Origin of the sequence: Microbispora sp. ATCC PTA-5024 (genome assembly GCF_000511135.2) — a bacterium.
GTDB classification, from domain to species: Bacteria; Actinomycetota; Actinomycetes; order Streptosporangiales; family Streptosporangiaceae; genus Microbispora; species Microbispora corallina.
Window position 1 is genome coordinate 1,299,346 of record NZ_KI866523.1, and the last position, 24,580, is coordinate 1,323,925.

A 24,580-nucleotide genomic window follows, 5' to 3' on the forward strand; every position below is an offset into this window, starting at 1 on the left:
ATCGGGACGCCACGGGCGTCAGTCGGCCGGGCGCACCTGGACGACGCCGTCGTGCCGCAGCCGCGTCTGGAAGGCGGGCTGGCGGGCGGTGGCGGGGCCGTGGACGACCGAGCCGTCCGCGACGCGGAACACGCTGCCGTGCCACGGGCACACGACGCAGGTCTCGCCGTCCTCCGCCGTGACCCTGCCCTGGTGCAGCGGGCCGGCCAGATGGGAGCAGCTGTCGGCGAGCACGCTCACCCCGTCGCCGAGGCGGAGCACGAACAGGTCGATGTACCCCAGGCGCCGCCGGACCGGCCGGCCGTTCGGCAGGTCCTTCAAAGCGCACAGGTCGTGCCATCCCAGCGGGACCAGATGGCTGACCGACTCGGCGTGGTTGGCCCCGGCCGCCTGACGGTAGGCCATGTGGCCGCCGAGGTAGCCGCCCGCGCTCGCCGCGCCGAGCCCGGCGTACGCGAGCGCCCGGCCGGCGCGCTCACGACCCGCCAGCCGCATGAGCAGCGAGCCCGTGTACAGGGCGGCCGCGGCGGCGTTGGTCAGCGCGTGCACGACGCCCACCCGCTGCTGCTCGCGGTGGAGGGTCGACCAGTCGGTGATACCGGCCGCCGCGGTCGGCAGCGCGCTCCCGAGCCCCGCCGTGATGAGGGTGCGGGCGGCGCGGGGGTCGGCCTTCGTGGCGTCCAGGACGGCCGTGGACAGCCAGCAGCCGAACGTCACCATCGCCATCGCGGGATGCAACGGGTGCCCGATGGGCACCCCGTGCAGGAAGTCGCGTAACTTTCCCGGACCGAGCTTGCGACGCACGGTCTTCGTGAGAGCCCCGATCGGCTTGTCGAACGCGGTGCTGCGCTCCAGCCCGTCGAGGAGGTCCGGCGATGGAATCATCCGTGGCAGCCGGCCCGTGCGTCGCGACCTGGTGGTCTCTTCCATCTCTCGCCCCCTAACACAGAGCCCGTACCCATGCGGCACGCCCATGAACATCGGCGCGGCGAGGCGGGGGGCGGGCCGTCAGGGCGCGAGGTGCCCCCGGGCGACCGACGACTCGACGAGCCCGACCGCGTACGCGCCGAGCTCCGGGGAGCCCTCGCTGATGATCTGCACCTTCTCCAGCACCTGGCGCGCGGTCACCTTGTACAGCGCCCAGGTGCCGCCGTCGTTGTGGTGGTTGACGATGATGGGGGCGAGCCGGTCGAGGGCCTTGGCGAAGCGCGCCTCGGGCGTGGTGCGCTCCTCGAACTCGTCCCACAGCGCGCGCAGCCGCTTGGCCTGGTCCTCCGGGAGCAGCCCGAAGATCCGGTCGGCCGCCGCCTGCTCCAGCGCGCTCTGACGCTCGACCGCCCGCTGGTCGTAGATGAACGTGTCCCCGGCGTCGATCTCCACGATGTCGTGGACGAGCAGCATGGCGAGGACCCGGTCGAGATCGACGCCCGGCGGGGCGTGCTCCGCCATGACCATGGCCATCATGCCGATGTGCCAGGAGTGCTCGGCGTCGTTCTCCCGGCGGGAGCCGTCGATCAGCGTGTTGCGCCGGATGACGCGCTTCAGCTTGTCGATCTCCATGGCGAACGTGATCTGGGCCTGGAGCCGTTCCTGGGAGAGCGCGGTCGTCACCTGCGCAAGCCTAACCGCTCGCGATCAAAGCGCGCCCGATGACCCGGCCCCCGCGTGCCGCGCACGGCTCCGGCGGCGGTCATGAGGCCGCGATCGTCACCGGGACGCCGTTGAAGACCGCGTTGCCGGACAGCGCGTCGACCACGGTCTCGTCGGTCAGGACGTTGACGTTGACCCCGGCGTTCCGCGCGGCCACGGCCTGCGGGCTGCCCTCGTGTCCCCAGCCGTGCGGCAGGCTCACGACGCCCGGCATGATCGTCTCGGTGGGTTCGAGCGGGACGGACAGCTCGCCCGCCGCCGAGCGGACCACCGCCGTGCCGTCCAGCCCGAGCCGGGCCACGTCGGCGGGGTTGATCTGCAGGGTGCAGCGGTTGGTGCCGCCGACGAGCGGGCCGACGTTGTGCAGCCAGCTGTTGTTCGACCGCAGGTGCCGCCTGCCGATGAGCACGAACTCCGGGGCCGCCCTGCCGAGGCTCGCCCGGAGCCGGGCCAGGTCGTCGAGGATGGGCCGCGGGGCCAGCTCCACCACCCCGGAGGCCGTGCGCAGGTTGCCCGGGATGCGGGGCTCCAGCGGCCCGAGGTCGAGCCCGTGGGGGGCGTCCAGCAGCGTACGCAGCGAGAGGTCGCCGCCGTTCCACTCGCCGTACGGGCCGAGGCGCAGCATGGCGTCGAGCCGTCTTTCCGCGCCGTCGGCCCCGGTGAGGGCCTCCCGCAGCTCGGCGGGGTCGCGGCCGTGCAGCGGGCCCTCGGCGTCGACCGCCGCCCGGAGCATCTGGCCGAGGACGAGCTCGTCGAGCGCGGCGGGGTCGGCGTCGGCGCCCTGCCCTGAGGCGATCATGGCGAGCCGGGCGAGGATCTCGGCCTCCGACGGCCGGCCGTCCTGTGGGAGGGCCGGAGGCGAGTAGCGGGCGTAGTTGCGCACCGCGAACTGGAGCAGCGCGAAGTCGTAGTGCCCCGACCCCAGCATCCGGGGCGGCGGCAGGACGACGTCGGCGTGCCGCGTCGTCTCGTTGAGGTAGGGGTCGACGCTGACCATGAACTCCAGCCCGGCGAGCGCCCGGCCCAGACGCGCGCCGTTCGGCGCGGACAGCACCGGGTTGCCCGCCACCGTGACCAGTGCCCTGATCCGGCCCTCGCCGGGGGTCTCGATCTCGTCGGCCAGGGTCGCGACCGGCAGCTCGCCGTTCGTCTCCGGCAGGCCGCGCACCCGGCTGTGCCAGCGCCCCGTCCGGTACGGCCTGCGCCGTCCCGGCGCCTCGGTCGCGGGCCGGGCGAACATCGCGCCGCCGGGCCGGTCGAGGTTCCCGGTCAGCGCGTTGACCACCTCCACGAGCCACTGGGCGATCGTGCCGAACTCGGCCGTGCAGGTGCCGATGCGCGCGTAGACGGCTGCGGACGGCGCGGCGGCCAGCTCCCGCGCCAGCCGTACGACGACGTCGGCCGGCACCCCGCAGGCGGCGGCGCAGGCCTCCGGGGTGAGGTCGCGCAGCGCCCCGGCCACCTCGGCCAGGCCGTTCGCGGAGACCCGGACCGTCACGAGGTCCTCGGCGATCAGCGTGTGCGCGATCCCGGCGAGCAGGTACGCGTCGGTCCCCGGGCGGACGAAGACGTGCTCGTCGGCCAGTGCGGCCGTGCGGGTGCGGCGCGGGTCGACGACCACGAGCCGGCCGCCGCGCCCGCGCAGCGCCTTGAGCCGGCCGGGGAAGTCGGGGGCCGTGCACAGCGAGCCGTTCGACTCCAGCGGGTTGGCCCCCAGCATGAGGAGGTAGGAGGTGCGGTCGAGGTCGGGCACCGGGATCGCCATCGGGTCGCCGAACATCAGGCCGGACGCGACGTGCTTGGGCATCTGGTCGGCCGTGCTGGCGGAGAAGACGTTGCGCGTGCCGAGCGCCCGCACGAGCGGCGAGCCGTACAGGGCGCCGGCCATGGTGTGGGCGTTCGGGTTGCCGAGGTAGACGGCCCGCGCCGGCCCGGGGACGCGCGCCAGGCCCTCCTCGACCGCGGCGAACGCCTCCTCCCAGGAGACCTCGCGCCACTCGCCGCCCTTGCGGACCAGCGGCGCGGCGAGGCGGTCGGGGTCCTCGTCGAGACGGCCGAGGGAGGCCCCCTTCGGGCAGATGTAGCCCCTGCTGAACGGGTCGTCCCGGTCTCCGCGCACGTCGGCGACCCGTCCCGAGTCGTCGAGGGTGATCCGCAGGCCGCAGACGGCCTCGCACAACGGGCAGGTCCGGTGCACGGTCTCCACGTACGGCCTCCTGACGCTCGGTCTGCTCGCCGAACTCATCTTGTCCCGCGGAGGCCGGGCGGGGAAGCCCCGGGCCGGGTCAGGCGGAGAACAGGCGGCCGACCTCTTCGAGCTCCTGCACGAGGTCGAAGCGCGGGTCGCGGTACTGGCGGGCGCCGAATCCCGTGCGGTTCACCGTCCACTTGAGCTGGCGGGCCCATCGGTCCTGGTCGGCGCACAGGGCCAGGTCCGCCATGGTCATCCGGGTCCTGAAGAGGGACAGCCAGTTCGTACCGTAGGGATGCAAGGAAACTCCTTCTTTCGGCGGAGTCCACACGGGCAGGTCCGCGGAGCGACGCGCCGCATCCCCACCGGCGCCTCCCCGACCTCCGGGAGTCCTCCCCGGCTCGATCGTGACCCAGGAGCGATATCCCTGCAATACTTGCCGAAAGGAAATCCGCAACAATCTTGCGTGTATGCGGCGAATCTTGCCGTGCAAGTTGCACGGGGGGCGGCGAGGTAGCCTTCCGGAAAGGGCGTCCCATCTCGTACGCCCTCGTGGCGCGGCGAAGGAGGTCCGCCGGGATGCCGGACCATGGCAGCCCAACCGTCCGCCGGAGGCGGCTGGGACAGGAGCTCCGAAGGTTACGCGAGCGCGCCGACCTGACCGGCGACCAGGTGGCCGCGCGTCTGGGCTGGTCCGCGGCGAAGGTGAGCCGCATCGAGACCGCGCGGACGTCGCCACGCAGGGCCGACGTGGAGGCCCTTCTCTTGATCTACATGGTAGATTCCAGCCAGCGCCACGAGCTGCTCGCCCTGCACCGGGACGCCGCGCGCAGGGGCTGGTGGGAGGAGTATCGCGACTCCCTCCCCAAGGAATACACGACGTTCCTGGGGTTGGAGGCCGAGGCCACGGCGGCACGCAACTGGGAACCCCAAGTTGTGCCGGGCCTGTTCCAGACCGAGGCGTACGTCCGAGCCATGATGGAGAGCGGTCAGCGGAGCACGCTGGAGGCGCCAGGCAACGTCCGGAGCCGGATCGAGGTCCGGATGGCGCGCCAGGAGGCCGTCCTTGAGGCGGAGAGCCCGCTGAACCTGTCGGTCGTCATGGAGGAGTCCGTCCTGCTGCGCCGCTTCGGTGACGACGAGGTGATGCGGGAGCAGATCGGGCGCCTGGTCGAGGCGACGGAGCTGCCCCATGTGACGATCCGGGTCCTGCCCCTGGAGGCGGAGCACCCGATCAACACCGGGGCGTTCTGCCACCTCAAGGTGCCGGAGTTCCATGACGTCGTGTACCTGGAGGCTCTCCTGGGCGGGCGTCTTGTCGAGGACGAGACCATCGTCTACCGCTACGAGGTCGCCTTCGACTACCTGGAGACCAAGGCGCTCGACGCTGAGGCCTCCCGGCACCTCATCGAGAAGAGTTCCAGTCGATGGCGATGAGCCCATAGCCGCCCCGCGGTCCCCGGGAAGGGACGAACCGCGGGGGAAAGAGACCAATAGATGAACGCAACTGACCTGCCCGGCGTCTCCTGGTGGAAGAGCAGCCGCAGCGCCAACAACTGCGCCTGCGTCGAGATCGCCGTCCTGCCCGGAGGCGACGTCGGCGTTCGGGACAGCAAGAACCAGGACGGTCCCGTCCTCGTCTTCACCCCACAGGAGTGGGACGCGTTCATCGGCGGCGTCAAGGACGGCGAGTTCGACGTCTGAGCGTCCCCGGACATGGCTACGGCTTGCGCCGCCGGGGCTGCGCAAGCCGTAGCACGGGGGAACGGGGGTCAGGACAGACCCAGGCCCTGGGCGACGCCTTGGCCGAGGTCCTTGTGCACGTTGGTCCAGTAGTCGACCACGCGCTTCCTCATGTCGGCCGTCACCTCGGGAGCCGAGGCGTGGCCGACGATGTTGCCCACCAGGTGTTCCCGGTCGGTCTCGGACAGCACGTTCTCCCACAGGGCCCGCGGCTGGACGAAGTCGTCGTCCTCGCGGTGCCGCGCGTACGCGCTGCGGATGATCTCACCGGCGATCTGGTAGTTCTCGCCCGCGAAGAGCGAGGCGTCGGCCGCCGGGCCGCCGGCGCTGTTCGGCGCGTACAGCGGGTCGGCCGGGTTCGCGAACGTCATCGCGCCGTCCTTGTTGTAGCTGTGGACGGGCGACTTCGGCCGGTTCACCGGCAGCTGGAGGTAGTTCGGGCCGATGCGGTGGCGGTGGGTGTCCGGGTAGGAGAACAGCCGGCCCTGCAGCATCTTGTCCGGCGAGGCCCCGATGCCCGGCACCAGGTTGGCCGGTTCGAACGCGGCCTGCTCGACCTCGGCGAAGTAGTTCTCCGGGTTGCGGTTGAGGACGAACCTGCCGACCGTGATCTCGGGGTAGTCGCCGTGGGGCCAGACCTTCGTCAGGTCGAACGGGTTGAAGCGGTAGTCGGCCGCCTCCTCGAACGGCATGATCTGCACGTTGACCGTCCACGAGGGGTGGTCGCCGTTCCTGATCGCCGTGCTCAGGTCGCGGAGGTGGTGGTCGGCGTCCTGCGCGACGACCGCCGCCGCCTCGGCGTCGGTGAAGTTCTCGATGCCCTGGTCGGTCTTGAAGTGGTACTTCACCCAGAACTTCTCGCCGGCCGCGTTGTACCAGAGGAACGTGTGCGAGCCGAAGCCGTGCATGTGCCGCCAGCTCTTCGGCGTGCCGCGGTCGGTCATCAGGAACGTCACCTGGTGGGCCGACTCCGGCGACAGCGTCCAGAAGTCCCACTGCATGTTGTGGTCGCGCAGGTTGGTGTCCGCGCGGCGCTTCTGGGAGTGGATGAAGTCGGAGAACTTCTGCGGGTCGCGGATGAAGAAGATCGGCGTGTTGTTGCCGACGAGGTCGTAGTTGCCCTCGTCGGTGTAGAACTTGATCGCGAAGCCGCGGGGGTCGCGCTGGGTGTCCGCGCTGCCCAGCTCGCCGGCGACCGTCGAGAACCGGAGGAAGAGGTCGGTCTCCTGGCCCTTCTGGAAGAGCTTCGCCTTGGTGAACTGGCTCACGTCCTCGGTGATCCGCAGCACGCCGTACGCGCCGCCGCCCTTGGCGTGGACCACGCGCTCGGGGACCCGCTCCCGGTTGAAGTGGGCCATCTTCTGGATCAGGTAGTGGTCCTGCAGCAGCAGGGGGCCGTTCGGGCCGACGGACAGCGAGAACTCGTCGCTCGGCGCGGGGATCCCGGCATCGGTGGTGGTGATCGGCCTGTCGGTCATGGGGCGGTCCTCCCGGGTTCCTCGTCGCGGGAAACGGATTCGGGCGCGGTCGCGGTGGAGGGGTGGTCGCCGGCCGTGAGACTCGGGTCGCCGGCGTGGCACTCGGGGCAGACGCCCCAGTAGATGACGTCCGCCTCGTCGACCAGGAACCCGGCGTCGGACACCGGGTCGAGGCAGGGGGCGTGCCCCACGGCGCAGTCGACGTCCGTGACCCTCCCGCAGCGGCGGCAGACGAGGTGGTGGTGGTTGTCCCCCACCCGCGTCTCGTACCGCGTCGGGCTGCCCGCGGGCTCGATGCGGCGGAGCAGCCCGCCGCGGTGCAACGCGTTCAGCGAGTCGTAGACGGCTTGGAGGGAGACCTGGCCGACGCGTTCGCACACACCGTGGTGGATCGCGTCCACGTCGAGGTGGTCCCCGTCCCTGACGGTCTGCAAGATCGCCAGACGGGCCGCGGTCACCCGCAGTCCTGCCTGGCGGAGTCGGCTGGTGTCCTGCACACAGCCACGCTATCCACTAAACCTGAATGATTCAAGTAAAGGAATCGTTCAGCCTGTAGGGACGGGGTATCCGGCTTCCGCGTTCGCCGCCTCCGGATGTCGGACTCCCCAGATCCGGGCGCGAGATGGCATGCTCAGGTGCCGTGAGACGTCCCCCGGCCCTGTCCCTCATCGCGGCCGCCGTCGCCCTCCTCGCCGTCGGGTGCACCGCAGCCGAGGGAGAGCCGATCCCCTCGGCCTCCTCGCAGCAGCGGAACGACGCGTCCGCCACGGCGTCGCCGAAGCCCGCGCGCAAGCCGTACACCATCTCGTTCGCGGGCGATGTGCACTTCGAGGGCGTGCTGCGCACCCGCCTCGACAGCGACCCGCGCACGGCCCTCGGGCCCATCGCCAGCGTCCTGCGCAGGTCGGACCTCACGGCCCTCAACCTGGAGACCGCCGTCACCACCGGCGGCACCCCCGCGCCGGGCAAGCAGTTCACCTTCCGGGCCCCGCCGGCGGCGTTCACCGCGCTCAAGGCCGCCGGGGTGGACGTCGTGACCATGGCCAACAACCACGGCATGGACTACATGGAGGGCGGCCTGCGCGACACGCTCGCGGCGATCAAAAAGAGCCGCTTCCCGGTGGTCGGGATCGGCAAGGACGCCGCCGAGGCGTACCGGCCGTTCCGCGCGACCGTCAACGGCAACCGCGTCGCGGTCATCGGGGCCACCCAGGTTCTCGACTCGCAGTTCATCCAGTCCTGGACGGCCACCGACGACAAGGGCGGCCTCGCCTCCGCCAAGAACGAGCCGCGCCTCGTCCAGGCCGTACGGCAGGCCCGCACGACCTCGGACACGGTCATCGTCTTCCTTCACTGGGGCACCGAGCTCGTCAAGTGCCCCACCCCGGCGCAGCGGAGCCTGGCCGCCACGCTCGTGAAGGCCGGCGCCGACGTCGTGGTCGGGTCCCACGCCCACATCCTGCTGGGCGCCGGCTACTCGGGCCGGGCGTACGTCGCCTACGGCCTGGGCAACTTCGCCTTCTACAACTGGGGGCCGGACACCGGCACCACGGGCGTGCTCACGCTGACGATCAACGGCCGCCGCGTGCTCAAGGACCAGTGGACCCCCGCCCGGATCAGCGGCGGCGTCCCGATCCCGGTCACGGGCGGGGCCAAGGACCAGGCCCTGTCGGCGTTCGAGGGCCTGCGCGGCTGCACCGGCCTGTCCGGCGACCCGGCCTGACGAGCGGGGGGGCTTCGGATCGGCCGGGAAAGGCCCGGCGAACAAGGCGAGTGCCCGGTAAGGCCTGACCGCACGCCCTCCAGCGGGCAAGATGGTGGTGTGTCCATGCGGCCGGTAAGTGAGCACATGACGGAACGCGAGCGGCCACCGGTGGAGGGGGACCCCGAGGCGTCCCCCTCGCCAGACCAGGGCGAGCCGCTGCGGCGGCGGCCCATCCAGCGGCGCAGCGCCCGCAGGGTCGAGCGGATGCTGGACGCCTGCGCCGAGCTGCTGGACGAGGGCGGCTACGAGAGCCTGTCCACCACCCGGGTCGCCGAGCGCGCCGGGGTCGCGATCGGTTCGGTCTACCAATTCTTCCCGGACAAGCGCGCGCTGACCCAGGCCCTCACCCGGCGCAACGTCGAGCGGTTCGTGGCCAGGGTCGGGCGCCGCTTCATCTGTGAGGACTACGGCGGCTGGTGGGACGCGGTCGACGCCATCATCGACGAGTACGTCGAGATGCACCGGACCGTGCCCGGCTTCCGCTCGCTGCACTTCGGCGACGTGTTCGACCTCAACCTGCTCGACTCGGTGGCCGACAACAACACGGTCATCGCCGGACGCCTCCGGGCGCTGCTGCTGGCCGAGTTCGGGCTCGTCGACAGCGAAGACCTGGATCGTGCCATCCTCGTCGCGGTCGAGGCGGGCGACGCGGTCCTGAAGCTCGCCTTCCGCCACGACCCGCACGGCGCGCCCGAGATCGTGACCGAGGCCAAGCAACTGGTCCGCGGCTACCTGTCCCGTCAGCTGCGCGCCGTCCAGAGGGACGGCGAGACCTCCGTCAGTTGAGCCGGCGCGGCGCACCGGGCTCCGGCCCGGAGATCGTGTTCGGCACGGACAGCGAGGTGAACAGGGTGGGCGTGAGCACGCGTCCGGAGGTCGCGTTGTTCCACGGCCTCGTGTGCGTCCGCGGCGGGATGGTCAGCTCCCTGTCGTCGTCGAGCGCCGTCTCCGTGCCCGAGTGGCCGCGACCGGAGGGGCCGCAGGGCACGGCGGCCGCCGGCTCCACGGTCAGCTCCATCATCTGCAGCTGGGCCTGCAGCCGGGCCAGCTCCTTGCGCGCCTGGTCGAGCGCCTGGAACTGCGCCGTCGCGTAACCGGCGACGCCGGGGACGAGGGCGGACAGCACAGCAGCGGAAGCCAGAGTCAGAATGACCCGCTTGGACATGGCGTATCGCTCCTCCGCCGAGCTGGGATAAGCACAGCGTGGGCAATATGCCCGGGTACCTGAGGAGAAAAGCGGTAAGTAGCCAAACGTGCACGAATTGTGGCATTGGTAATGCCTGCCGATGTCCCGGGGATGTCCTGCGAAAACACGCGGACGTCGGTAGCCTCGGCTCTGTGTCACATGTGACAAATGAGCAGCTGGACCGACTGCTCGAGCAGGCCCTGCTGCTCGACGACCACGGCGCCCTCGCCCGCCGGCTCGACGCGCTGGCGCGGGGATACGAATCGGGGGAGATGTCGCGGGCCGCGATCCTCGTGCTCGCGGCCGAGGAATGGCGTCAGGCGGGCCAGCCCGCGACCGCTCTGGACCGTTTCCAGAGCGCGGTCGAGGACGGCGGCGAGGTGCCGGTCGATCCCCGGGCCGGGATCGCCGACACGCTGTTCGAGCTCGACCGGTCGGAGGAGGCCCGGGACGTCGTCGCCGCCATCGAGGCGGACGGCTGGAACCCGGCCACCGCCCTCACCGTGGCAGAGACGCTGGCGGCCTACGGCGACCCGGACGGCGCGCTGGAGTGGGCCACCCGGGGCGTGCGCGCCTGCCCGCCCGGTTCGCCCATCAGGGACTCGCTGCTGCGCACCCGCTACCGCATCCGGGTCGACCTCGGGCTGCCCGAGGACGACCTCGACGCCCTGCTCGACATCTCCCGGTAGGGACACGACCCGGGCCGCTCCCGGTAGGGACACGACCCGGAAGACGTCCGCGCACACGAAAAGGGGCCGTGGATCACGGCCCCTTTCGCTGCCGTCCCCGCGGCCGGTCCGGCCCCTCCAGCCTGCCCGACGCGTGCGGACGGGGGATGTACGACGAGGAAAGGGGCTGTGACAGCCCCGGCCCGGTTTCCCTCTTGTGCACAGCAGGCCGCTTCGTGCAGAGAAGGCCGCTTCGTACAGAGAAGGCCGCTTCGTACAGAGTAGGGCCGCTTCATGCGAAGAAGGGCCGCGACCCTCCGGCCGTCCGCGCTGGGCGGTGCGGCAGGGTCGCGACCCTGGGACCCGCCTCCGGCGGGCCGGCGGGGCGTGTGCCCCTTTTCTATCGGTCTCCGTTTCCGGACCGTGCGGGCTCCCAGCCGGAGCCCGCACCCCGGTCACGGCAGGATCGTCCTCCCGGCGTCGGCGAGGTCGCCCACGCCCGCCGCCTGGTCAAGGGCGGGAGCAGTGATGTCGGCGCTCTGCGGCTGGACCGCCGCCTTCGGATACACGCGGCCCTCACGCTCCGGACGGGAATCCTGCGCGCCGGTCTGGCCGGTCGCGGCGCCGTCCGCCTCGTGGCGGCGGTGGTGCTTGCGGTGCCTGTGGTGCCTGCGCTGGTGCGCTGCGGCGTCCTGCGGCGCGGTGGCCGCGGTGTCCTGGCCGGTCGCGCCCTGCTGCTGAACTGGCTGCTGGCCTGGCTGCTGGACTGACTGCTGTATTGGGAGCGCCGCCTGGCTCACGTCGCCGGCGGCGTTCTGACCGGCCGCCTGGGCGCCCTGCTTGTGGTGACGGTGGCGGTGCAGCCTGCGCTGCTGGCGGCTCTGGTCGGAGCTGGAGGCCTGGAAGCTGCCGGAGCTCTGGTCCGCGGTACCCGTGGCGGCGCCGGCGGCGTCCTGCCGTGCCTTCCTGTCCTGCTCGGCGGGCGTGTTCTGCTGGTTGCCGTTCTGCTGGGCCTCCGGCTTGGGGTGGCGCCGGTGGGCCTTGGGGTGCGCCTCGCTGATCGGGTGAACCCGGGCGTCCGTGCGCGGCCGGTCCAGCGGCGTGGTGAGCGGCGCGGCCATCGGAGCGGCCGCCGGCGCGCAGACCTCGTCGGAGGTGTCCGGGCGGGACGGCGCCGCGGCGAGGAGGGGCATCCTGGTCTGCGGGAGCGCGGTCTTCGACGGCACCTGGGAGGCGGCCCCGGAGACGGCGCCCGTGCTGGGGATCTTGGGAGGGGTGATGGCCGGCAGGCCGGCCCGGGGAGCCGCGGACAGCGGTGCGGGAAGGGTCTTGGTCCCGGGCGCGGCCGGCAGGGCGGGCAGCCCCACCCGGGTGGGAACGGCGCCGGAGACGGTCCTGCCCGGAAGCGACGGCCGGCCCTGGGCGGCCGCCGCACCGGCGGCGTCGGCGATGCTCAGCACGCCCGTGGCGGGGGCCAGGTTGGCCAGCCCGCCCGAAACGTTCTGGTTCTGCGCCTCGCAGGCGCCGGCGGCGTTGGTCCCGTCCTCCGCCATGGCGTGGCCCCCCGTGAGCCAGCTGACCCCGACGGTGACGGCCGCCAGCACGACGCACCGCCCTCGAATACTTCGTGACGTCCTGGACATCCACGTCCCCCTGATCGCGTACGTAGTCCGACGAACGCCGAACGTAGCGATCAGGGGGAAAGCCCGGGAGCGGCTTGCCGCAATGGTGGCGAAGACCTTACCGAGAGGCCCGGATGCTGAGCGTGTCCCCTGCTTCGTCAAAGTCGACGATTACCTCGTCGCCGTCGTGGACGGCACCGGACAGCAGCTCCTTGGCCAGCTTGTCGCCGATGGCCGACTGGATCAGCCGGCGCAGCGGGCGGGCGCCGTACAGCGGGTCGTAACCGGTCAGCGCCAGCCAGTCGCGGGCGGCGGGGGTGACCGTCAGGCGCAGCCGCCGGTCGGACAGCCGCCGGGCGAGCCGGGAGACCTGCAGGTCGACGATCTGCGACAGCTCCTCGGTCCCGAGCGCGTCGAACACGATGATGTCGTCGAGCCGGTTGAGGAACTCCGGCTTGAACGACGCGCGCACCGCGTTGAGCACGGCGTCGCGCTTGGCCTGGGTCTCCATCGTCGGATCCACGAGGAACTGCGAGCCGATGTTGGAGGTCAGGATCAGGATCGTGTTGCGGAAGTCGACAGTGCGGCCCTGCCCGTCGGTCAGACGGCCGTCGTCGAGCACCTGGAGCAGGATGTCGAAGACCTCGGGATGGGCCTTCTCGATCTCGTCGAGGAGCACGACCGTATACGGCCGGCGGCGGACGGCCTCGGTGAGCTGGCCGCCCTCCTCGTAGCCGACGTAGCCGGGCGGTGCGCCGACGAGCCGGGCGACGCTGTGCTTCTCGCCGTACTCGCTCATGTCGATGCGGGTCATCGCGCGCTCGTCGTCGAACAGGAACTCCGCGAGGGCCTTGGCCAGCTCGGTCTTGCCGACGCCCGTCGGGCCGAGGAACAGGAAGGAGCCGGTGGGCCGGTCAGGGTCGGAGATGCCGGCCCGCGCCCGTCGCACGGCGTCCGACACGGCCTGGACGGCATCCTTCTGCCCGATCAGGCGCTTGCCCAGCTCGTCTTCCATGCGGAGCAGCTTGGCCGTCTCGCCCTCGAGCAGCCGCCCGGCCGGGATCCCGGTCCAGGACGAGATGACCTCGGCGATGTCGTCGGGGCCGACCTCCTCCTTGACCATCGGCTCGGACTCGGCCTCGGCCTTCTCGGCGGCCCTGGTCGCCTCCGCGAGCTCCTTCTCCAGCCGCGGCACGTCGCCGTACATCAGCCGGGACGCGGCCTCGAAGTCGCCGTCGCGCTGGGCCCGCTCGGCCGCGCCGCGCGCCTCGTCGAGCTGCTTCTTCAGCTCGCCGACCTTGTTGAGGCCGGCCTTCTCCCGCTCCCAGCGGCCGATGAGCGCGCTCAGCTCCTCCTGCCGGTTGGCCAGCTCCTCGCGGAGCTTGGCCAGCCGCTGGCGGCTCGCCTCGTCGGTCTCCTTGGCCAGCGCGAGCTCCTCCATCTTGAGCCGGTCGACGTTGCGCTGGAGCTGGTCGATCTCCACGGGCCGCGAGTCGATCTCCATGCGCAGCCGGGACATCGACTCGTCGACCAGGTCGATGGCCTTGTCCGGGAGGAACCGGGCGGTGATGTAGCGGTCGGAGAGCGTCGCCGCGGCGACCAGGGCGCTGTCGGAGATCTGCACCTGGTGGTGCGCTTCGTAGCGGCCCTTCAGCCCGCGCAGGATCGCGATCGTGTCCTCGACCGTCGGCTCGCCGACGTAGACCTGCTGGAACCGCCGCTCGAGCGCGGGGTCCTTCTCGATGCGCTCGCGGTACTCGTCGAGCGTGGTGGCGCCGATCATGCGCAGCTCGCCGCGGGCCAGCATGGGCTTGAGCATGTTGCCGGCGTCCATCGCGCCCTCGGCCGCCCCGGCGCCGACCATCGTGTGCAGCTCGTCGATGAACGTGACGATCTGGCCGTTGCTCTCCTTGATCTCGTTGAGCACGGACTTGAGGCGCTCCTCGAACTCGCCGCGGTACTTGGCGCCGGCGACCATCGCGCCCAGGTCGAGCGCGACGAGGCGCTTGTTGCGCAGGCTCTCCGGCACGTCGCCGGCCACGATGCGCTGGGCGAGGCCCTCGACGACGGCCGTCTTGCCGACGCCGGGCTCGCCGATCAGCACGGGGTTGTTCTTGGTGCGGCGCGACAGCACCTGGACCACGCGGCGGATCTCGCCGTCCCGGCCGATGACCGGGTCGAGCTTGCCGGACCGGGCCCGCTCGGTGAGGTCGACGCCGTACTTCTCCAGCGCCTGGTAGGTGTCCTCGGGCGTCTCGCTCGTGACCCGGGCGTGCCCGCGGACCTTCTCGAACGCCTCCAGCAGGGCGTTGGGGGTGGCGCCCTCGGCCTTGAGCAGGTCGGCCACCTGGCCGCCGTCCGCGGCGAGCCCGACCAGCAGGTGCTCGGTCGAGACGTACTCGTCCTCGAGCTGCTTGGCACGCTGGGCGGCCGTGTTGAGCACGGTGAGGAGCTGCCGGGAGCTGGACGGCGCGCTCACCGTGGAGCCCTGCGCCTTGGGCAGGCGGTCGAGCAGCTCCTCGGTCTGGACGCGCAGCCGCTTCCAGTCGGCGCCGACCGCCTCAAGGAGCGGTACGGCGATGCCGCCGGTCTGGGTCAGCATGGTCGCGAACAGGTGGGCGGGCGCGACCTCGGGATTGCCCTCGGCGGCCGCGCGGCGGACCGCCCCCGACAGAGCCTCCTGGCTCTTCTGCGTGAGTTTGTAGTCCATATGTGTTCGATGCCTCGATTCGCGACGTTACGCGGGCGGCAGTTCGTAGCGGACCAGCGCCCTCATCATGGTGAGCTCGCCCCTGAGCCGGGCGACCTCCTCCCGCAGACGCATGTTCTCGGTCTCGAGCTCGAGGATGCGCTTGATTCCGGCGAGGTTGATGCCGTGCTCCTGGGACAGCCGCTGGACCTCGCGCAGCAGCACGATGTCCCGCGTTGAGTAGAGCCGCCCGCGGCCCGCCGTACGGCCGGGGCTGACGAGGCCGAGCCGGTCGTACTGGCGGAGGGTCTGCGGGTGCAGCCCGGAGAGCTGGGCGGCCACCGAGATCACGTATACGGGTGTGTCATCGGAAAGATCGAAAAAGTTCGCATCCATCGGCTCACTCGCTTCTGGCCTGCTTGATCAGCTCTTCGCGTAGGTCGGGGCCCTCGGTGGCGTCCCTGAACTCCTCCAGAGCGGCCCGGGCCTTGTCGTCGAGGTTCTGGGGCACCGCCACCTGCACGGTGACCAGCAGGTCGCCCTTCGTCCCGTCCTTGCGCGCGGCGCCGCGGCCGCGGACCCGGAACGTGCGCCCGTTGGGGGTGCCCTCGGGAATCCGCAGGGTCACCGGCATGCCCTTGAGCGTCGGCACCTTGATCTCGGCGCCGAGCGCCGCCTCCGGGAAGGCGACCGGCACGGTCACGGTGAGGTTCTCCCCGCTGCGGCCGAACACCGGGTGCGGCTTCACGTGGACCAGCACGTAGAGGTCGCCGGCCGGGCCGCCGTTCTCGCCGGGCGCCCCCTTGGCCTTGATCCGGATGCGCTGCCCGTCGCCCACCCCGGCCGGGATGCGGGCCTGGATCGTGCGGGTGCTCTTGCCCCGGCCGCTGCCCTCGCAGACCGGGCAGGGGTCGTCGACCACGAGGCCGCGGCCGCGGCAGTCGCGGCAGGGCTCGGAGAAGGCGAAGTTGCCGAGGTTGCGGCTGGCCGCGCCCGTGCCCTCGCAGGTCGGGCAGACCCGCGGCGTGGTGCCGGCCTTGGCGCCGGTGCCGCCGCAGGCGGCGCAGGCCGACGAGCTCGTCAGCCTGAGGGACACCGTGGTGCCGTCGACCGCCTCGCCGAAGCCGAGCGTGACCTCGGACTCGATGTCCTGGCCGCGCCGCGGCCGCGAGGTGGTCGTGGTGCGCGTCCCGCCGCCCCGGTTGAACAGCCCGCCGAACAGGTCGCCGATGCGCTCACCGCCGCCGGTCCCGCCGCCGCTGCCGCCGAACAGGTCGCCGAAGTCGAAGTTGAAGCCGCCGCCGCGCTGTGCGCCCGTGCCGGCGTAGCCGCCGAGGCCCGACCCGAAGAGCGTGCGGGCCTCGTCGTACTCCTTGCGGCGCTTGGTGTCGGACAGCACGTCGTAGGCCTCGGAGACCTCCTTGAACTTCTCCTCGGTCTCCTTGTTGCCCGGGTTGGCGTCCGGGTGGTACTGCCGGGCCAGCTTCCGGTAGGCCTTCTTGATCTCCTCGGCGGTCGCGGTCTTGGGCACACCAAGGACGGCGTAGTAGTCCTTTTCTAGGTAGTCCTTGGTGCTCATCTATCGCTTCCCTCACAGAGAAAAGGGGTCATTGGTCGTCTCTCCCGATCCTTCCCGATCGGGAGAGACTCCGGGTGATCAGCTCTCGTCCGGCTCGCCGGACGCGTCCGGGCCGTCGGAGCCCGTCGCGCCGCCGGCCTGCGCGATCGCCTCGTCGGCCGCCGCGCTCTCGTCCGGCTCGGCGACGGCCACCCGGGCCGGGCGCAGGATCCGGTCGCCGATGCGGTAGCCCGGCTGGAGGATCTCGACGCACGTGGGCTCGGTCACCTCCGCCGAATAGCTGTGCAGCAGGGCCTCGTGCACCGTCGGGTCGAAGGGGTCGCCCTTCGTGCCGTAGGTGCTCAGGCCCAGCTTGGCGACGGCCGACTCCAGCGACTCGCTCACCTTGGCGAAACCGCCGGTGAGCTCGCCGTGGTCGCGGGCGCGGCCGATGTCGTCGAGCACCGGGAGCAGCTCGCCCAGCACGCTGGCGACGGCCTGCTCCCTCACGGTGATCCTGTCCCGCTCGACCCTCTTGCGGTAGTTGCTGTACTCCGCCTGCAGCCGCTGCAGGTCGGCGGTGCGTTCCGCGAGGAGGTCGGAGGCGGCGGCCTCGGTGGCCGCCGTCCCCTCCTGCCTGCCGGCGCCGGCCTCCGCGGCCTGCTCTCCGGCGCCCTCGCGCGCCCGCCCCGTCTCGGGGTCGATCTTGCGGTTGTCGCGGATCACCGGCTCCTCCTCGAAGCCGTTCTCGCGCGGGGTCACTTGCTGCCGCCCTCCTGCTTCGGCTCGTCATCGACGATCTCCGCCTCGACCACGTCGTCGTCGGCCTTGGCCTGCTGGGCCCCGGCGTCGGCGCCGCCCTCGGCGCCGCCGGCCTGCGCGCCCTGCGACTGGGCGTAGATGGCCGAGCCCATCTTCTGGCTCACGGTCGCGAGCTTCTCCGCGGAGGCCCGGATGGCGGCCGTGTCGGTGCCCTCCAGCTCCTTCTTCAGCTCGGCCAGCGAGTCGTTGACCTCGGTCTTGACGTCGGCCGGGATCTTCTCGTCGTTCTCGCGGAGGAACTTCTCCGTCTGGTAGGCCAGCGAGTCGGCGTTGTTGCGGACCTCGGCGTCCTCGCGGCGGCGCTTGTCCTCCTCCGCGTAGCTCTCGGCCTCGCGCATCATGCGCTCGATGTCGTCCTTGCCGAGCGCGGAGCCGCCGGTGATGGTCATCGACTGCTCCTTCCCGGTGCCGAGGTCCTTCGCCGAGACGTTGACGATGCCGTTGGCGTCGATGTCGAAGGTGACCTCGATCTGCGGGATGCCGCGCGGCGCCGGAGCGATGCCGGTCAGCTCGAAGGTGGCCAGCTTCTTGTTGTACGCCGCGATCTCGCGCTCGCCCTGGTAGACCTGGATCTGCACCGACGGCTGGTTGTCCTCCGCCGTGGTGAAGACCTCGGAGCGCTTGGTCGGGATCGTCGTGTTGCGCTCGATGATCTTGGTGAAGATGCCGCCCTTGGTCTCGATGCCGAGGCTGAGCGGGGTGACGTCGAGCAGCAGGACGTCCTTGACCTCGCCCTTCAGGACACCCGCCTGGAGCGCGGCGCCGATCGCGACGACCTCGTCCGGGTTGACGCCCTTGTTGGGCTCCTTGCCGCCGGTCAGCTCCTTGACCAGGTCGCTCACGGCCGGCATGCGGGTCGAGCCGCCGACCAGCACCACGTGGGCGATGTCGGAGACCTTGATCCCGGCGTCCTTGATGACCTGGTGGAACGGACCCTTGCAGCGCTCGAGCAGGTCGGCGGTGATCCGCTGGAACTCGGCGCGGGTCAGCTTCTCCTCGAGGTGCAGCGGGCCCTCGGAGGAGGCGGTGATGTAGGGCAGGTTGATCGTGGTCTCGGTCTGGCTGGACAGCTCGATCTTCGCCTTCTCCGCGGCCTCACGGAGGCGCTGGAGGGCCATCTTGTCCTTCGACAGGTCCACGCCGTGGGCGTTCTTGAACCGGGTGACCAGCTCGTCGACGACCCGCTGGTCCCAGTCGTCGCCGCCCAGGTGGTTGTCGCCGCTGGTCGCCTTGACCTCGACGAAGCCGTGGCCGTCCTCCTGGCCGACGTCGAGCAGGGACACGTCGAAGGTGCCGCCGCCGAGGTCGAAGACCAGGATCGTCTGGTCCTTCTCCTTGTCGAGGCCGTACGCGAGGGCCGCCGAGGTGGGCTCGTTGATGATCCGCAGCACGTTGAGGCCCGCGATCTGGCCGGCCTCCTTGGTGGCCTGCCGCTGGGCGTCGTTGAAGTACGCCGGGACGGTGATCACCGCGTCGGTGATCTTCTCGCCCAGGTAGGCCTCCGCGTCCTGCTTGAGCTTCTGCAGGACGAAGGCGCTGATCTGCTGCGGCGTGAACTTCTTGCCGTCGATCTCGACGGTCCAGTTCGTGCCCATCTGGCGCTTGACCGAGCGGATGGTCCTGTCGACGTTGGTCACCGCCTGCCGCTTGGCGACCTCGCCGACGAGGACCTCACCGTTCTTGGCGAACGCGACCACGGACGGAGTCGTCCGCGAGCCCTGGGCGTTCGCGATGACGGTGGGCTCGCCGCCCTCGAGGATCGAGACGACGGAGTTGGTCGTCCCCAGGTCGATACCTACCGCACGTGCCATGAGTACGTCCTTGTAGTCAAAGTTGAGTCGGTTGGACTCATGCTTAACCGACTCCCGGGTCCTTGTCAAACGTCTTGAGTCTATGGGGCTCAACCCGGGAGTGCGCGAAATTCATCCCGCCTCCGAGGGACATTTCGGGCGGAAGTGGGAGAGGCGCGGACGTGCGGAGGTTCGCCCAGGTCAGCGGGCGCCGTCGGCCAGTCTCCTGGACCCCAGCCTCTTCTTGAGGGCGACGGTGGCCGTCTTCCGGACGGCGATGGCGGGGCAGACCGCGTGATCGGCGGAGGGCTTGGCGCCCTCCCAGATCGTCACGATCACCTTCCCGGCCGTCTCCCTGACGGACACGTGGTCGAGCACGGTGCAGGGGGCGACGCCGGACCACCAGGTGAGGCGCACCTTGCGGCCGTGTGCGACCGGCGTGGCCGAGGACCAGCGGACCTTGTGCGCGCCGACCGTGCGCGGATGGCGGCCCGCGCCGGAGGGTGCCGCCGCGAACGCGGTGGCCGGGGCCGCGAAGGCGGTGACGGCGGCGGTGGCCGGGGCGGTGAAGGCGGAGGCGAAGGCGGAGGCGGTGACAGCCGAGGCGGCCGCCGCCGGGGAGCCGAGGGCCGGTGTGAGAGGGGCGGCCGTGACAGCAAAGACCGTCAGAACCGCTGTGGTGGCGCCGCGAAGGGTCCGCATGCTCCTTGGACGGCTCGCGCGCCCGGCCGGTTCACGAGGCGGCGCCGTCGACCACCTTCCGGGCGCCGAGCGGCGACTTCAGCGTCACCGTCGTCGTCTTCTGAATGGCGATCTCGATGCAGGCCGCGTCCGGGGAGCGGCGGTCCTGGCCCTCGTACAGGGTCACGACGACCTCGTCCGCGCTCTCCTTCACCTCCACCCGGTCGAGGACCGAGCAGGGCTCGACGCCGGACCACCAGACGAGCCGCAGGCGCGCGCCGTCGTCCACCGGGGTCGCGCTGAGCCATTTGACCTTGTGCGTCCGCAGCGTGTGCCCGACGGGCGTCACGGGCGACGGCGAGGGCGTCACGGCCGGCGCGGCCGAGCTCGCGGGGACGCCAACGGGCTCCCCGGACGGGGTGGTCGGGACGGAGGACGCGGTCGTCGTCGAGGGGGTCTCCCCGCAGGCGACCGCCATGGACAGGAGTGCCACGAGCCAGAGCTTCCTCATGTTCTGTAGACGGGCCACGGGCCCGCGGGGTTCAGCGGAGACACGTTGACGTCACCCTCGCGGGGAGCTAAATTCAACGCATGATGAATTCGGTCGGGCCCGCGATAGCCGTACGGGATCTGCGGGTGTCGAGGGGTGGCGTCGAGGTGCTGCACGGGCTGACCTTCGACGTGCCCCGAGGTGAGGTGACGGGCCTGCTGGGCCCGAGCGGCTGCGGGAAGACCACGCTCATGCGCGCGATCGTGGGCGTCCAGATCGTCGCCGGAGGCGAGGTGGCCGTCCTCGGCGAGCCGGCGGGCAGTCCCCGGCTGCGGCGGCTGATCGGCTACTCGACGCAGAACCCGGCGGTCTACCGGGACCTGTCGGTGCGGGAGAACCTGCGCTACTTCGCCGCCGTGCTCGGCGCGCCCAAGGACGACGTCGAGCGCGTCCTGGAGGAGGTCGGCCTCACCGGGGCGGCCCACCAGCTCGGCGGTTCGCTGTCGGGCGGCCAGCTCAGCCGGGCGAGCCTCGCGGTCGCCCTGCTCGGCTCCCCGGAGCTGGTCGTGCTCGACGAGCCCACGGTCGGGCTCGACCCGGTCCTGCGGCAGGAGCTGTGGCGGCTGTTCCACGGCCTCGCCGATCGCGGGGTGACGCTGCTCGTGTCGAGCCACGTCATGGACGAGGCCGCCCGCTGTGGGCGGCTCCTCGTGCTGCGCCAGGGGGAGATCCTCGCGGACGGCACACCGGACGGGCTGCGCGAGCGCACCCGGACCACGGATCTGGAGGAGGCGTTCCTGCGCCTCGTCGAGGAGAGGGCGGCGGCATGAACCCGGCGATCACGATCGCGACGGCGCGCCGGATCATGAACCAGCTGCGCCATGACCACCGCACGGTCGCGCTCATGGTGCTCGTGCCGACGCTGGTGATGATCCTTCTCTACTACGTGATGGACGACGAGAGGTCGTTCGCCATGTGGGCCCCGATCCTGCTGTGCGTGTTCCCGTTCCTGGTGATGTTCCTGGTCACCTCGATCGCCACGCTGCGGGAGCGGACGTCGGGCACGCTGGAGCGGCTGATGGCCTCGCCGCTCGGCAAGCTCGACCTGCTGCTCGGCTACGGCATCGCGTTCGGGCTGATGGCCTGCGTCCAGGTGGCGCTGGCGCTGACCGTCTCGCTGACCTGGCTCGGGCTCGACCTGCCCGGCGACCTGTGGCCGCTGGTGCTCGTGGCGCTGCTCAACGCGCTGCTCGGCACCGCGCTCGGCCTGCTGTGCAGCGCGTTCGCCCGCACCGAGTTCCAGGCCGTGCAGTTCATGCCGATCGTCATGATCCCCCAGATCCTCCTGGGCGGGATCCTGGTGCCCCGCGCCCAGATGGCGGCGCCGCTGGAGTGGATCTCCGACGTCCTGCCCATGTCGTACGCCATCGAGGCGATGAGGGACGCGGTCGTCGGCGGAGACATCGGCGGGGAGTTCTGGCGCGACCTGCTGATCGTGGCCGGGGCCGCGCTGCTGGCCCTCGTCCTCGGCGCCGCCACCCTGCGCCGGCGCACGCCGTAGGCGCTCCGCGCACGGGAGAGCCCCCGGTCCTCGACGGACCGGGGGCTCTTTCGCACGAGCGGGGGCGTCAGCGCTCGCCGGGCACCCAGTCGTCGTCCTGCGCGGCCGACGACTTCATCAGCGTCGTCGCGGAGGCCGGCGGGACCGGGTCGGCGAACGGCGCGCAGTGCACGTCCGGCCCCGGCATGCTCGCCGGCAGCGTGCCGTCGGACAGGTACGCCTTCCAGATGTCGTCGATGCACGCGTTGCCCCGGCCGGTCAGGCCGTGGTTGCCGCCGCCGTCCATGACGACCAGCCGGGAGTTCGGGAACCGCTTGTGCATCTCGACGCCGCCCTGGTATGGAGTGGCGGCGTCCTTGGTGTCCTGGAAGAACAGGGCGTTCTTGACCTGCCGGCCGTCGATGCGCTGCTCGCGGGCCGCCCGTACGGGCCAGTAGGCGCACTGGGCGTTGAACCAGGCGTTGCCCCACGTCAGGAAGGGGGCGGTCCGATACGACTGCCACCAGTCGCGGTGCCAGGTGGCCCAGTTGCGCGGCCACTTGGCGTCCGAGCACTCGACGGCCGAGTAGACGGCGAAGGAGTTGTCGTCGCCGCTGCTGTCGCCGTACGTGGCGTACGCCGCGAGCAGGGGCGCGGTCTCGGAGGCGGTGACGTACTTCGACAGCGCGTCGGCCAGCAGCGGCCAGCGGCTCTTGAGGTAGCCGCCCGCCAGGTAGGTGTCGTCGAACTCGTCCGGCCCGACCCGGCCCTCGGCCGGCGCGGCCTTCAGCTTGGCGCGGGCCGCGTAGTACGCCTTCTCGACATCGGCGCCGGTGGTGCCGAGGTGGTACGTCGCGTCGTATTTGGCGATCCAGGCGAAGAAGTCCGTGGCCCGGGCCTCGAAGGCGTGGTTCTGGTCGATGTTGGCGTCGTACCACACCCGCTCGGGGTTGACGATGCTGTCCAGGACCAGGCGGCGGACCTTGGTCGGGAACAGGGTGGCGTAGGTGGCGCCCAGGTAGGTGCCGTAGGAGTACCCGACGTAGCTGATCTGGCTCTGGCCCAGGGCCTTGCGGATCTGGTCCATGTCCGTGGCCGCGTCGACCGTCGTCATGTGGTCGAGCAGGCTGCCGTACGTCTTGCCGCACGCCTCGGCGTAGCCCTTCGACCGCTTGACCCAGGCCAGCTCCTCCGCGAGGTTGGACGGCACGTAGTCGGGCCGCACCGGGTCGAAGAAGTGGACGTCGCAGCGGAGCGCGGGCTCGCTGGAGCCGACGCCGCGGGGGTCGAATCCGATCAGGTCGTACTTCGCCGCGAGGGCGGCGCCCAGCCGCGTGGTCATGACGGCCGGGTAGGCGAGGCCGCTGCCGCCCGGTCCGCCGGGGTTGAACAGCACGGCGCCCTGGTAGTTCGCGGTGTCGGTCGCCTTCTTGCGGGAGACCGCGATCTTGATCTTCTGACCCCGGGGGTTGCCGTAGTCGAGGGGGACCTCGACCATCGCGCACTCGATTCCGGCGGGAAGCCCCTCGCACTGGGACCACTGAGGAGCGGGAGGAGTGTAGTCGGGGGCATGCTGGGCACTGGCGGTCGCGGGTCCCGCGACCAGCAGTCCGGTGAGCCCCAGGCCGGCGGTGGCCAGCGCTGTGAGGATTCTCTTCACGTAAACCCCTTCGACGCCGGCGGTTCCTCCGTTGGAACCGGCTTATGGCACCATCCGGTAGATCCTCCGTATAAAGCCGGTATAAGGCGACGGATGTCCTCGGTTGGTTGTGAAACCGCAACATTCAGTTCGGTGATCGTGTGAAGTCCGCGTTCCCGCGCACGGGCGCGCCCTCGGTAAGCTGCGAGGAAGATCCCCGGAGGCCACGTCGGTGAGGTGCAGCCATGATCGCGATACTCGGGACCGGCAAGATGGGCGAGGCCCTGATGTCCGGGCTGCTGCGCGCCGGGCTCGGGCCGTCCGAGGTCATCGCCACCGCACGGCGCCCCGAGCGGGCCGAGGCGCTGCGCGAGCGGTACGGCGTGCGGGTGGCCGGCAACGCCGAGGCGGCCGAGGAGGCCGACACCCTGATCCTCGCGGTCAAGCCGCAGGACATGCACACGCTGCTCGCCGAGATCGCCCCGCACGTCCCCGGCGGACGGCTGGTCATCTCGGTCGCGGCCGGCATCACGACCGCCTTCGTCGAGGCGCGGCTCGGGGAGCAGGTGCCCGTCGTCCGCGTCATGTCGAACACGCCGGTGCTCGTCGACGAGGCCATGAGCGTGATCTCGGCCGGCGCCCACGCGGGCGAGGAGCACCTCAAGCGCACCGAGGAGTTGCTCAGCCCGGTCGGCAAGGTCCTGCGCATCCCGGAGTCCCAGCAGGACGCGGCGACCGCGCTGTCCGGCAGCGGCCCGGCGTACTTCTTCTATCTGGTCGAGGCCATGGTCGACGCCGGGATCCTGCTGGGCATGCCGCGCGCCGCCGCCCTCGACATGGTCGTCCAGTCGATCGTGGGAGCCGCGACCATGCTGCGCGACTCCGGTGAGCACCCGGTGATCCTCCGCGAGGCCGTGACCTCCCCCGGCGGGACCACGATCTCCGCCATCGCGGAGCTGGAGCGCCACCGGGTCCGCGCCGCGTTCCTCGACGCCATCGAGGCGGCCCGCGACCGCAGCCGCCAGCTCGCCTCCGGCTGACCCTCGGCTCCACCCCGCCCGCCGGTCC

General features: G+C 71.3%; 24 protein-coding genes. 8 read left to right on the plus strand and 16 right to left on the minus strand.

The genetic code is table 11. The features are described from left to right. Nucleotides 1–18: 18 nt before the first annotated feature. From MPTA5024_RS18510 to MPTA5024_RS18525, 4 genes are all read right to left on the minus strand, one after another. Nucleotides 19–885 carry a Rieske 2Fe-2S domain-containing protein gene (locus MPTA5024_RS18510; protein ID WP_232326524.1) on the minus strand — a complete coding sequence of 289 codons (867 nt, stop codon included), beginning with the start codon at nucleotides 883–885 and terminating at the stop codon, nucleotides 19–21. Between the two features lie 123 nt (nucleotides 886–1,008). Continuing rightward, nucleotides 1,009–1,560 carry an HD domain-containing protein gene (locus MPTA5024_RS18515; RefSeq protein ID WP_084369874.1) on the minus strand — a complete coding sequence of 184 codons (552 nt, stop codon included), beginning with the start codon at nucleotides 1,558–1,560 and terminating at the stop codon, nucleotides 1,009–1,011. Nucleotides 1,561–1,690: 130 nt separating this feature from the next. Beyond that, on the minus strand, nucleotides 1,691–3,856 hold the full coding sequence (locus MPTA5024_RS18520) for a molybdopterin-dependent oxidoreductase (RefSeq protein ID WP_036325274.1): 2,166 nt from the start codon (nucleotides 3,854–3,856) through the stop codon (nucleotides 1,691–1,693). Between the two features lie 79 nt (nucleotides 3,857–3,935). Beyond that, the gene (locus MPTA5024_RS18525; RefSeq protein ID WP_036325275.1) at nucleotides 3,936–4,142 is read right to left on the minus strand and encodes a hypothetical protein; all 207 of its coding nucleotides are present in this window, start codon (nucleotides 4,140–4,142) and stop codon (nucleotides 3,936–3,938) included. A 278-nt stretch (nucleotides 4,143–4,420) separates the two neighbouring features. Between MPTA5024_RS18525 and MPTA5024_RS18530 the strand changes: the two genes are divergently transcribed. Both MPTA5024_RS18530 and MPTA5024_RS18535 read left to right on the plus strand, forming a co-directional pair. Next, a complete protein-coding gene (locus MPTA5024_RS18530) occupies nucleotides 4,421–5,278 on the plus strand; it encodes a helix-turn-helix domain-containing protein (RefSeq protein ID WP_036325276.1) in 858 nt (285 codons plus the stop codon). A gap of 60 nt (nucleotides 5,279–5,338) precedes the next feature. After that, nucleotides 5,339–5,545 (plus strand): DUF397 domain-containing protein, encoded by a 207-nt coding sequence (locus MPTA5024_RS18535; protein WP_036325277.1) that lies wholly within the window; start codon nucleotides 5,339–5,341, stop codon nucleotides 5,543–5,545. A 68-nt stretch (nucleotides 5,546–5,613) separates the two neighbouring features. Here MPTA5024_RS18535 and MPTA5024_RS18540 read toward each other — a convergent pair whose 3' ends face one another. Beyond that, a complete protein-coding gene (locus MPTA5024_RS18540; protein ID WP_036325278.1) occupies nucleotides 5,614–7,062 on the minus strand; it encodes a catalase in 1,449 nt (482 codons plus the stop codon). Next, entirely contained in the window at nucleotides 7,059–7,559 is a 501-nt protein-coding gene (locus MPTA5024_RS18545; protein WP_084369788.1) for a Fur family transcriptional regulator, read from the minus strand. The genes MPTA5024_RS18540 and MPTA5024_RS18545 overlap by 4 nt, the downstream gene beginning before the upstream one ends. Before the next feature lie 143 nt (nucleotides 7,560–7,702). Between MPTA5024_RS18545 and MPTA5024_RS18550 the strand changes: the two genes are divergently transcribed. Together MPTA5024_RS18550 and MPTA5024_RS18555 are read left to right on the plus strand one after the other, a co-directional pair. After that, nucleotides 7,703–8,785: a CapA family protein gene (locus MPTA5024_RS18550; protein WP_036325279.1), complete on the plus strand. Its 1,083-nt coding sequence runs from the start codon at nucleotides 7,703–7,705 to the stop codon at nucleotides 8,783–8,785. A gap of 126 nt (nucleotides 8,786–8,911) precedes the next feature. Then, nucleotides 8,912–9,613, plus strand: coding sequence for a TetR family transcriptional regulator (locus MPTA5024_RS18555; RefSeq protein ID WP_051458325.1), 702 nt, complete (start codon nucleotides 8,912–8,914; stop codon nucleotides 9,611–9,613). On the opposite strand, the gene MPTA5024_RS18560 is transcribed toward MPTA5024_RS18555, so the two are convergent. Then, nucleotides 9,606–9,992 carry a hypothetical protein gene (locus MPTA5024_RS18560; protein WP_157099540.1) on the minus strand — a complete coding sequence of 129 codons (387 nt, stop codon included), beginning with the start codon at nucleotides 9,990–9,992 and terminating at the stop codon, nucleotides 9,606–9,608. The two genes, MPTA5024_RS18555 and MPTA5024_RS18560, sit on opposite strands and share 8 nt — an antisense overlap. A 173-nt stretch (nucleotides 9,993–10,165) precedes the next feature. On the opposite strand from MPTA5024_RS18560, the gene MPTA5024_RS18565 reads away from it, so the two are divergent. Beyond that, entirely contained in the window at nucleotides 10,166–10,702 is a 537-nt protein-coding gene (locus MPTA5024_RS18565) for a hypothetical protein (RefSeq protein WP_036325281.1), read from the plus strand. A gap of 434 nt (nucleotides 10,703–11,136) precedes the next feature. Here MPTA5024_RS18565 and MPTA5024_RS18570 read toward each other — a convergent pair whose 3' ends face one another. The 8 genes from MPTA5024_RS18570 to MPTA5024_RS41010 all read right to left on the minus strand — a co-directional run bounded on the left by MPTA5024_RS18570 (nucleotide 11,137) and on the right by MPTA5024_RS41010 (nucleotide 20,354). Next, a complete protein-coding gene (locus tag MPTA5024_RS18570) occupies nucleotides 11,137–12,324 on the minus strand; it encodes a hypothetical protein (protein ID WP_157099541.1) in 1,188 nt (395 codons plus the stop codon). Between the two features lie 97 nt (nucleotides 12,325–12,421). Beyond that, complete coding sequence (clpB, locus tag MPTA5024_RS18575; RefSeq protein ID WP_036325283.1) at nucleotides 12,422–15,013, minus strand: ATP-dependent chaperone ClpB; 2,592 nt, start codon at nucleotides 15,011–15,013, stop codon at nucleotides 12,422–12,424. 27 nt (nucleotides 15,014–15,040) lie between these two features. Next, nucleotides 15,041–15,343 (minus strand): heat shock protein transcriptional repressor HspR, encoded by a 303-nt coding sequence (locus MPTA5024_RS18580; RefSeq protein ID WP_269750602.1) that lies wholly within the window; start codon nucleotides 15,341–15,343, stop codon nucleotides 15,041–15,043. Between the two features lie 49 nt (nucleotides 15,344–15,392). Beyond that, nucleotides 15,393–16,571, minus strand: coding sequence for a molecular chaperone DnaJ (gene dnaJ, locus MPTA5024_RS18585; protein ID WP_036325285.1), 1,179 nt, complete (start codon nucleotides 16,569–16,571; stop codon nucleotides 15,393–15,395). A 78-nt stretch (nucleotides 16,572–16,649) separates the two neighbouring features. After that, nucleotides 16,650–17,312 carry a nucleotide exchange factor GrpE gene (gene grpE / locus MPTA5024_RS18590; RefSeq protein WP_051458327.1) on the minus strand — a complete coding sequence of 221 codons (663 nt, stop codon included), beginning with the start codon at nucleotides 17,310–17,312 and terminating at the stop codon, nucleotides 16,650–16,652. Continuing rightward, nucleotides 17,309–19,183, minus strand: a complete 1,875-nt coding sequence (gene dnaK, locus MPTA5024_RS18595) for a molecular chaperone DnaK (RefSeq protein ID WP_036325286.1) — start codon at nucleotides 19,181–19,183, stop codon at nucleotides 17,309–17,311. Before dnaK ends, grpE begins: the two co-directional genes overlap by 4 nt. Before the next feature lie 180 nt (nucleotides 19,184–19,363). Then, the gene (locus MPTA5024_RS18600; protein ID WP_051458328.1) at nucleotides 19,364–19,864 is read right to left on the minus strand and encodes a hypothetical protein; all 501 of its coding nucleotides are present in this window, start codon (nucleotides 19,862–19,864) and stop codon (nucleotides 19,364–19,366) included. 31 nt (nucleotides 19,865–19,895) lie between these two features. Next, a complete protein-coding gene (locus MPTA5024_RS41010) occupies nucleotides 19,896–20,354 on the minus strand; it encodes a hypothetical protein (protein ID WP_157099542.1) in 459 nt (152 codons plus the stop codon). A gap of 80 nt (nucleotides 20,355–20,434) precedes the next feature. Here MPTA5024_RS41010 and MPTA5024_RS18615 point away from each other — a divergent pair, with 80 nt between their 5' ends. Both MPTA5024_RS18615 and MPTA5024_RS18620 read left to right on the plus strand, forming a co-directional pair. Beyond that, nucleotides 20,435–21,163 (plus strand): ABC transporter ATP-binding protein, encoded by a 729-nt coding sequence (locus MPTA5024_RS18615; protein ID WP_036325287.1) that lies wholly within the window; start codon nucleotides 20,435–20,437, stop codon nucleotides 21,161–21,163. Beyond that, nucleotides 21,160–21,894 carry an ABC transporter permease gene (locus MPTA5024_RS18620; RefSeq protein ID WP_036325288.1) on the plus strand — a complete coding sequence of 245 codons (735 nt, stop codon included), beginning with the start codon at nucleotides 21,160–21,162 and terminating at the stop codon, nucleotides 21,892–21,894. Before MPTA5024_RS18615 ends, MPTA5024_RS18620 begins: the two co-directional genes overlap by 4 nt. A 67-nt stretch (nucleotides 21,895–21,961) precedes the next feature. On the opposite strand, the gene MPTA5024_RS18625 is transcribed toward MPTA5024_RS18620, so the two are convergent. Next, nucleotides 21,962–23,533, minus strand: a complete 1,572-nt coding sequence (locus tag MPTA5024_RS18625) for an alpha/beta hydrolase (protein ID WP_051458331.1) — start codon at nucleotides 23,531–23,533, stop codon at nucleotides 21,962–21,964. A gap of 224 nt (nucleotides 23,534–23,757) precedes the next feature. On the opposite strand from MPTA5024_RS18625, the gene proC reads away from it, so the two are divergent. Continuing rightward, on the plus strand, nucleotides 23,758–24,552 hold the full coding sequence (gene proC, locus MPTA5024_RS18630; RefSeq protein ID WP_036325289.1) for a pyrroline-5-carboxylate reductase: 795 nt from the start codon (nucleotides 23,758–23,760) through the stop codon (nucleotides 24,550–24,552). The last annotated feature ends 28 nt before the right edge of the window (nucleotides 24,553–24,580 follow it).

What these genes read in the sequence shown, in the direction of transcription:
- MPTA5024_RS41010 (WP_157099542.1), bottom strand. Translation starts at nt 20,354, where the DNA reads ATGAGGAAGCTCTGGCTCGTGGCACTCCTGTCCATGGCGGTCGCCTGC.
- MPTA5024_RS18555 (WP_051458325.1), top strand. Translation starts at nt 8,912, where the DNA reads ATGACGGAACGCGAGCGGCCACCGGTGGAGGGGGACCCCGAGGCGTCC.
- MPTA5024_RS18600 (WP_051458328.1), bottom strand. Translation starts at nt 19,864, where the DNA reads ATGCGGACCCTTCGCGGCGCCACCACAGCGGTTCTGACGGTCTTTGCT.
- MPTA5024_RS18510 (WP_232326524.1), bottom strand. Translation starts at nt 885, where the DNA reads ATGATTCCATCGCCGGACCTCCTCGACGGGCTGGAGCGCAGCACCGCG.
- MPTA5024_RS18530 (WP_036325276.1), top strand. Translation starts at nt 4,421, where the DNA reads ATGCCGGACCATGGCAGCCCAACCGTCCGCCGGAGGCGGCTGGGACAG.
- dnaJ (WP_036325285.1), bottom strand. Translation starts at nt 16,571, where the DNA reads ATGAGCACCAAGGACTACCTAGAAAAGGACTACTACGCCGTCCTTGGT.
- dnaK (WP_036325286.1), bottom strand. Translation starts at nt 19,183, where the DNA reads ATGGCACGTGCGGTAGGTATCGACCTGGGGACGACCAACTCCGTCGTC.
- MPTA5024_RS18540 (WP_036325278.1), bottom strand. Translation starts at nt 7,062, where the DNA reads ATGACCGACAGGCCGATCACCACCACCGATGCCGGGATCCCCGCGCCG.
- proC (WP_036325289.1), top strand. Translation starts at nt 23,758, where the DNA reads ATGATCGCGATACTCGGGACCGGCAAGATGGGCGAGGCCCTGATGTCC.
- MPTA5024_RS18515 (WP_084369874.1), bottom strand. Translation starts at nt 1,560, where the DNA reads ATGGAGATCGACAAGCTGAAGCGCGTCATCCGGCGCAACACGCTGATC.
- MPTA5024_RS18560 (WP_157099540.1), bottom strand. Translation starts at nt 9,992, where the DNA reads ATGTCCAAGCGGGTCATTCTGACTCTGGCTTCCGCTGCTGTGCTGTCC.
- MPTA5024_RS18615 (WP_036325287.1), top strand. Translation starts at nt 20,435, where the DNA reads ATGATGAATTCGGTCGGGCCCGCGATAGCCGTACGGGATCTGCGGGTG.
- MPTA5024_RS18570 (WP_157099541.1), bottom strand. Translation starts at nt 12,324, where the DNA reads ATGTCCAGGACGTCACGAAGTATTCGAGGGCGGTGCGTCGTGCTGGCG.
- MPTA5024_RS18535 (WP_036325277.1), top strand. Translation starts at nt 5,339, where the DNA reads ATGAACGCAACTGACCTGCCCGGCGTCTCCTGGTGGAAGAGCAGCCGC.
- MPTA5024_RS18620 (WP_036325288.1), top strand. Translation starts at nt 21,160, where the DNA reads ATGAACCCGGCGATCACGATCGCGACGGCGCGCCGGATCATGAACCAG.
- clpB (WP_036325283.1), bottom strand. Translation starts at nt 15,013, where the DNA reads ATGGACTACAAACTCACGCAGAAGAGCCAGGAGGCTCTGTCGGGGGCG.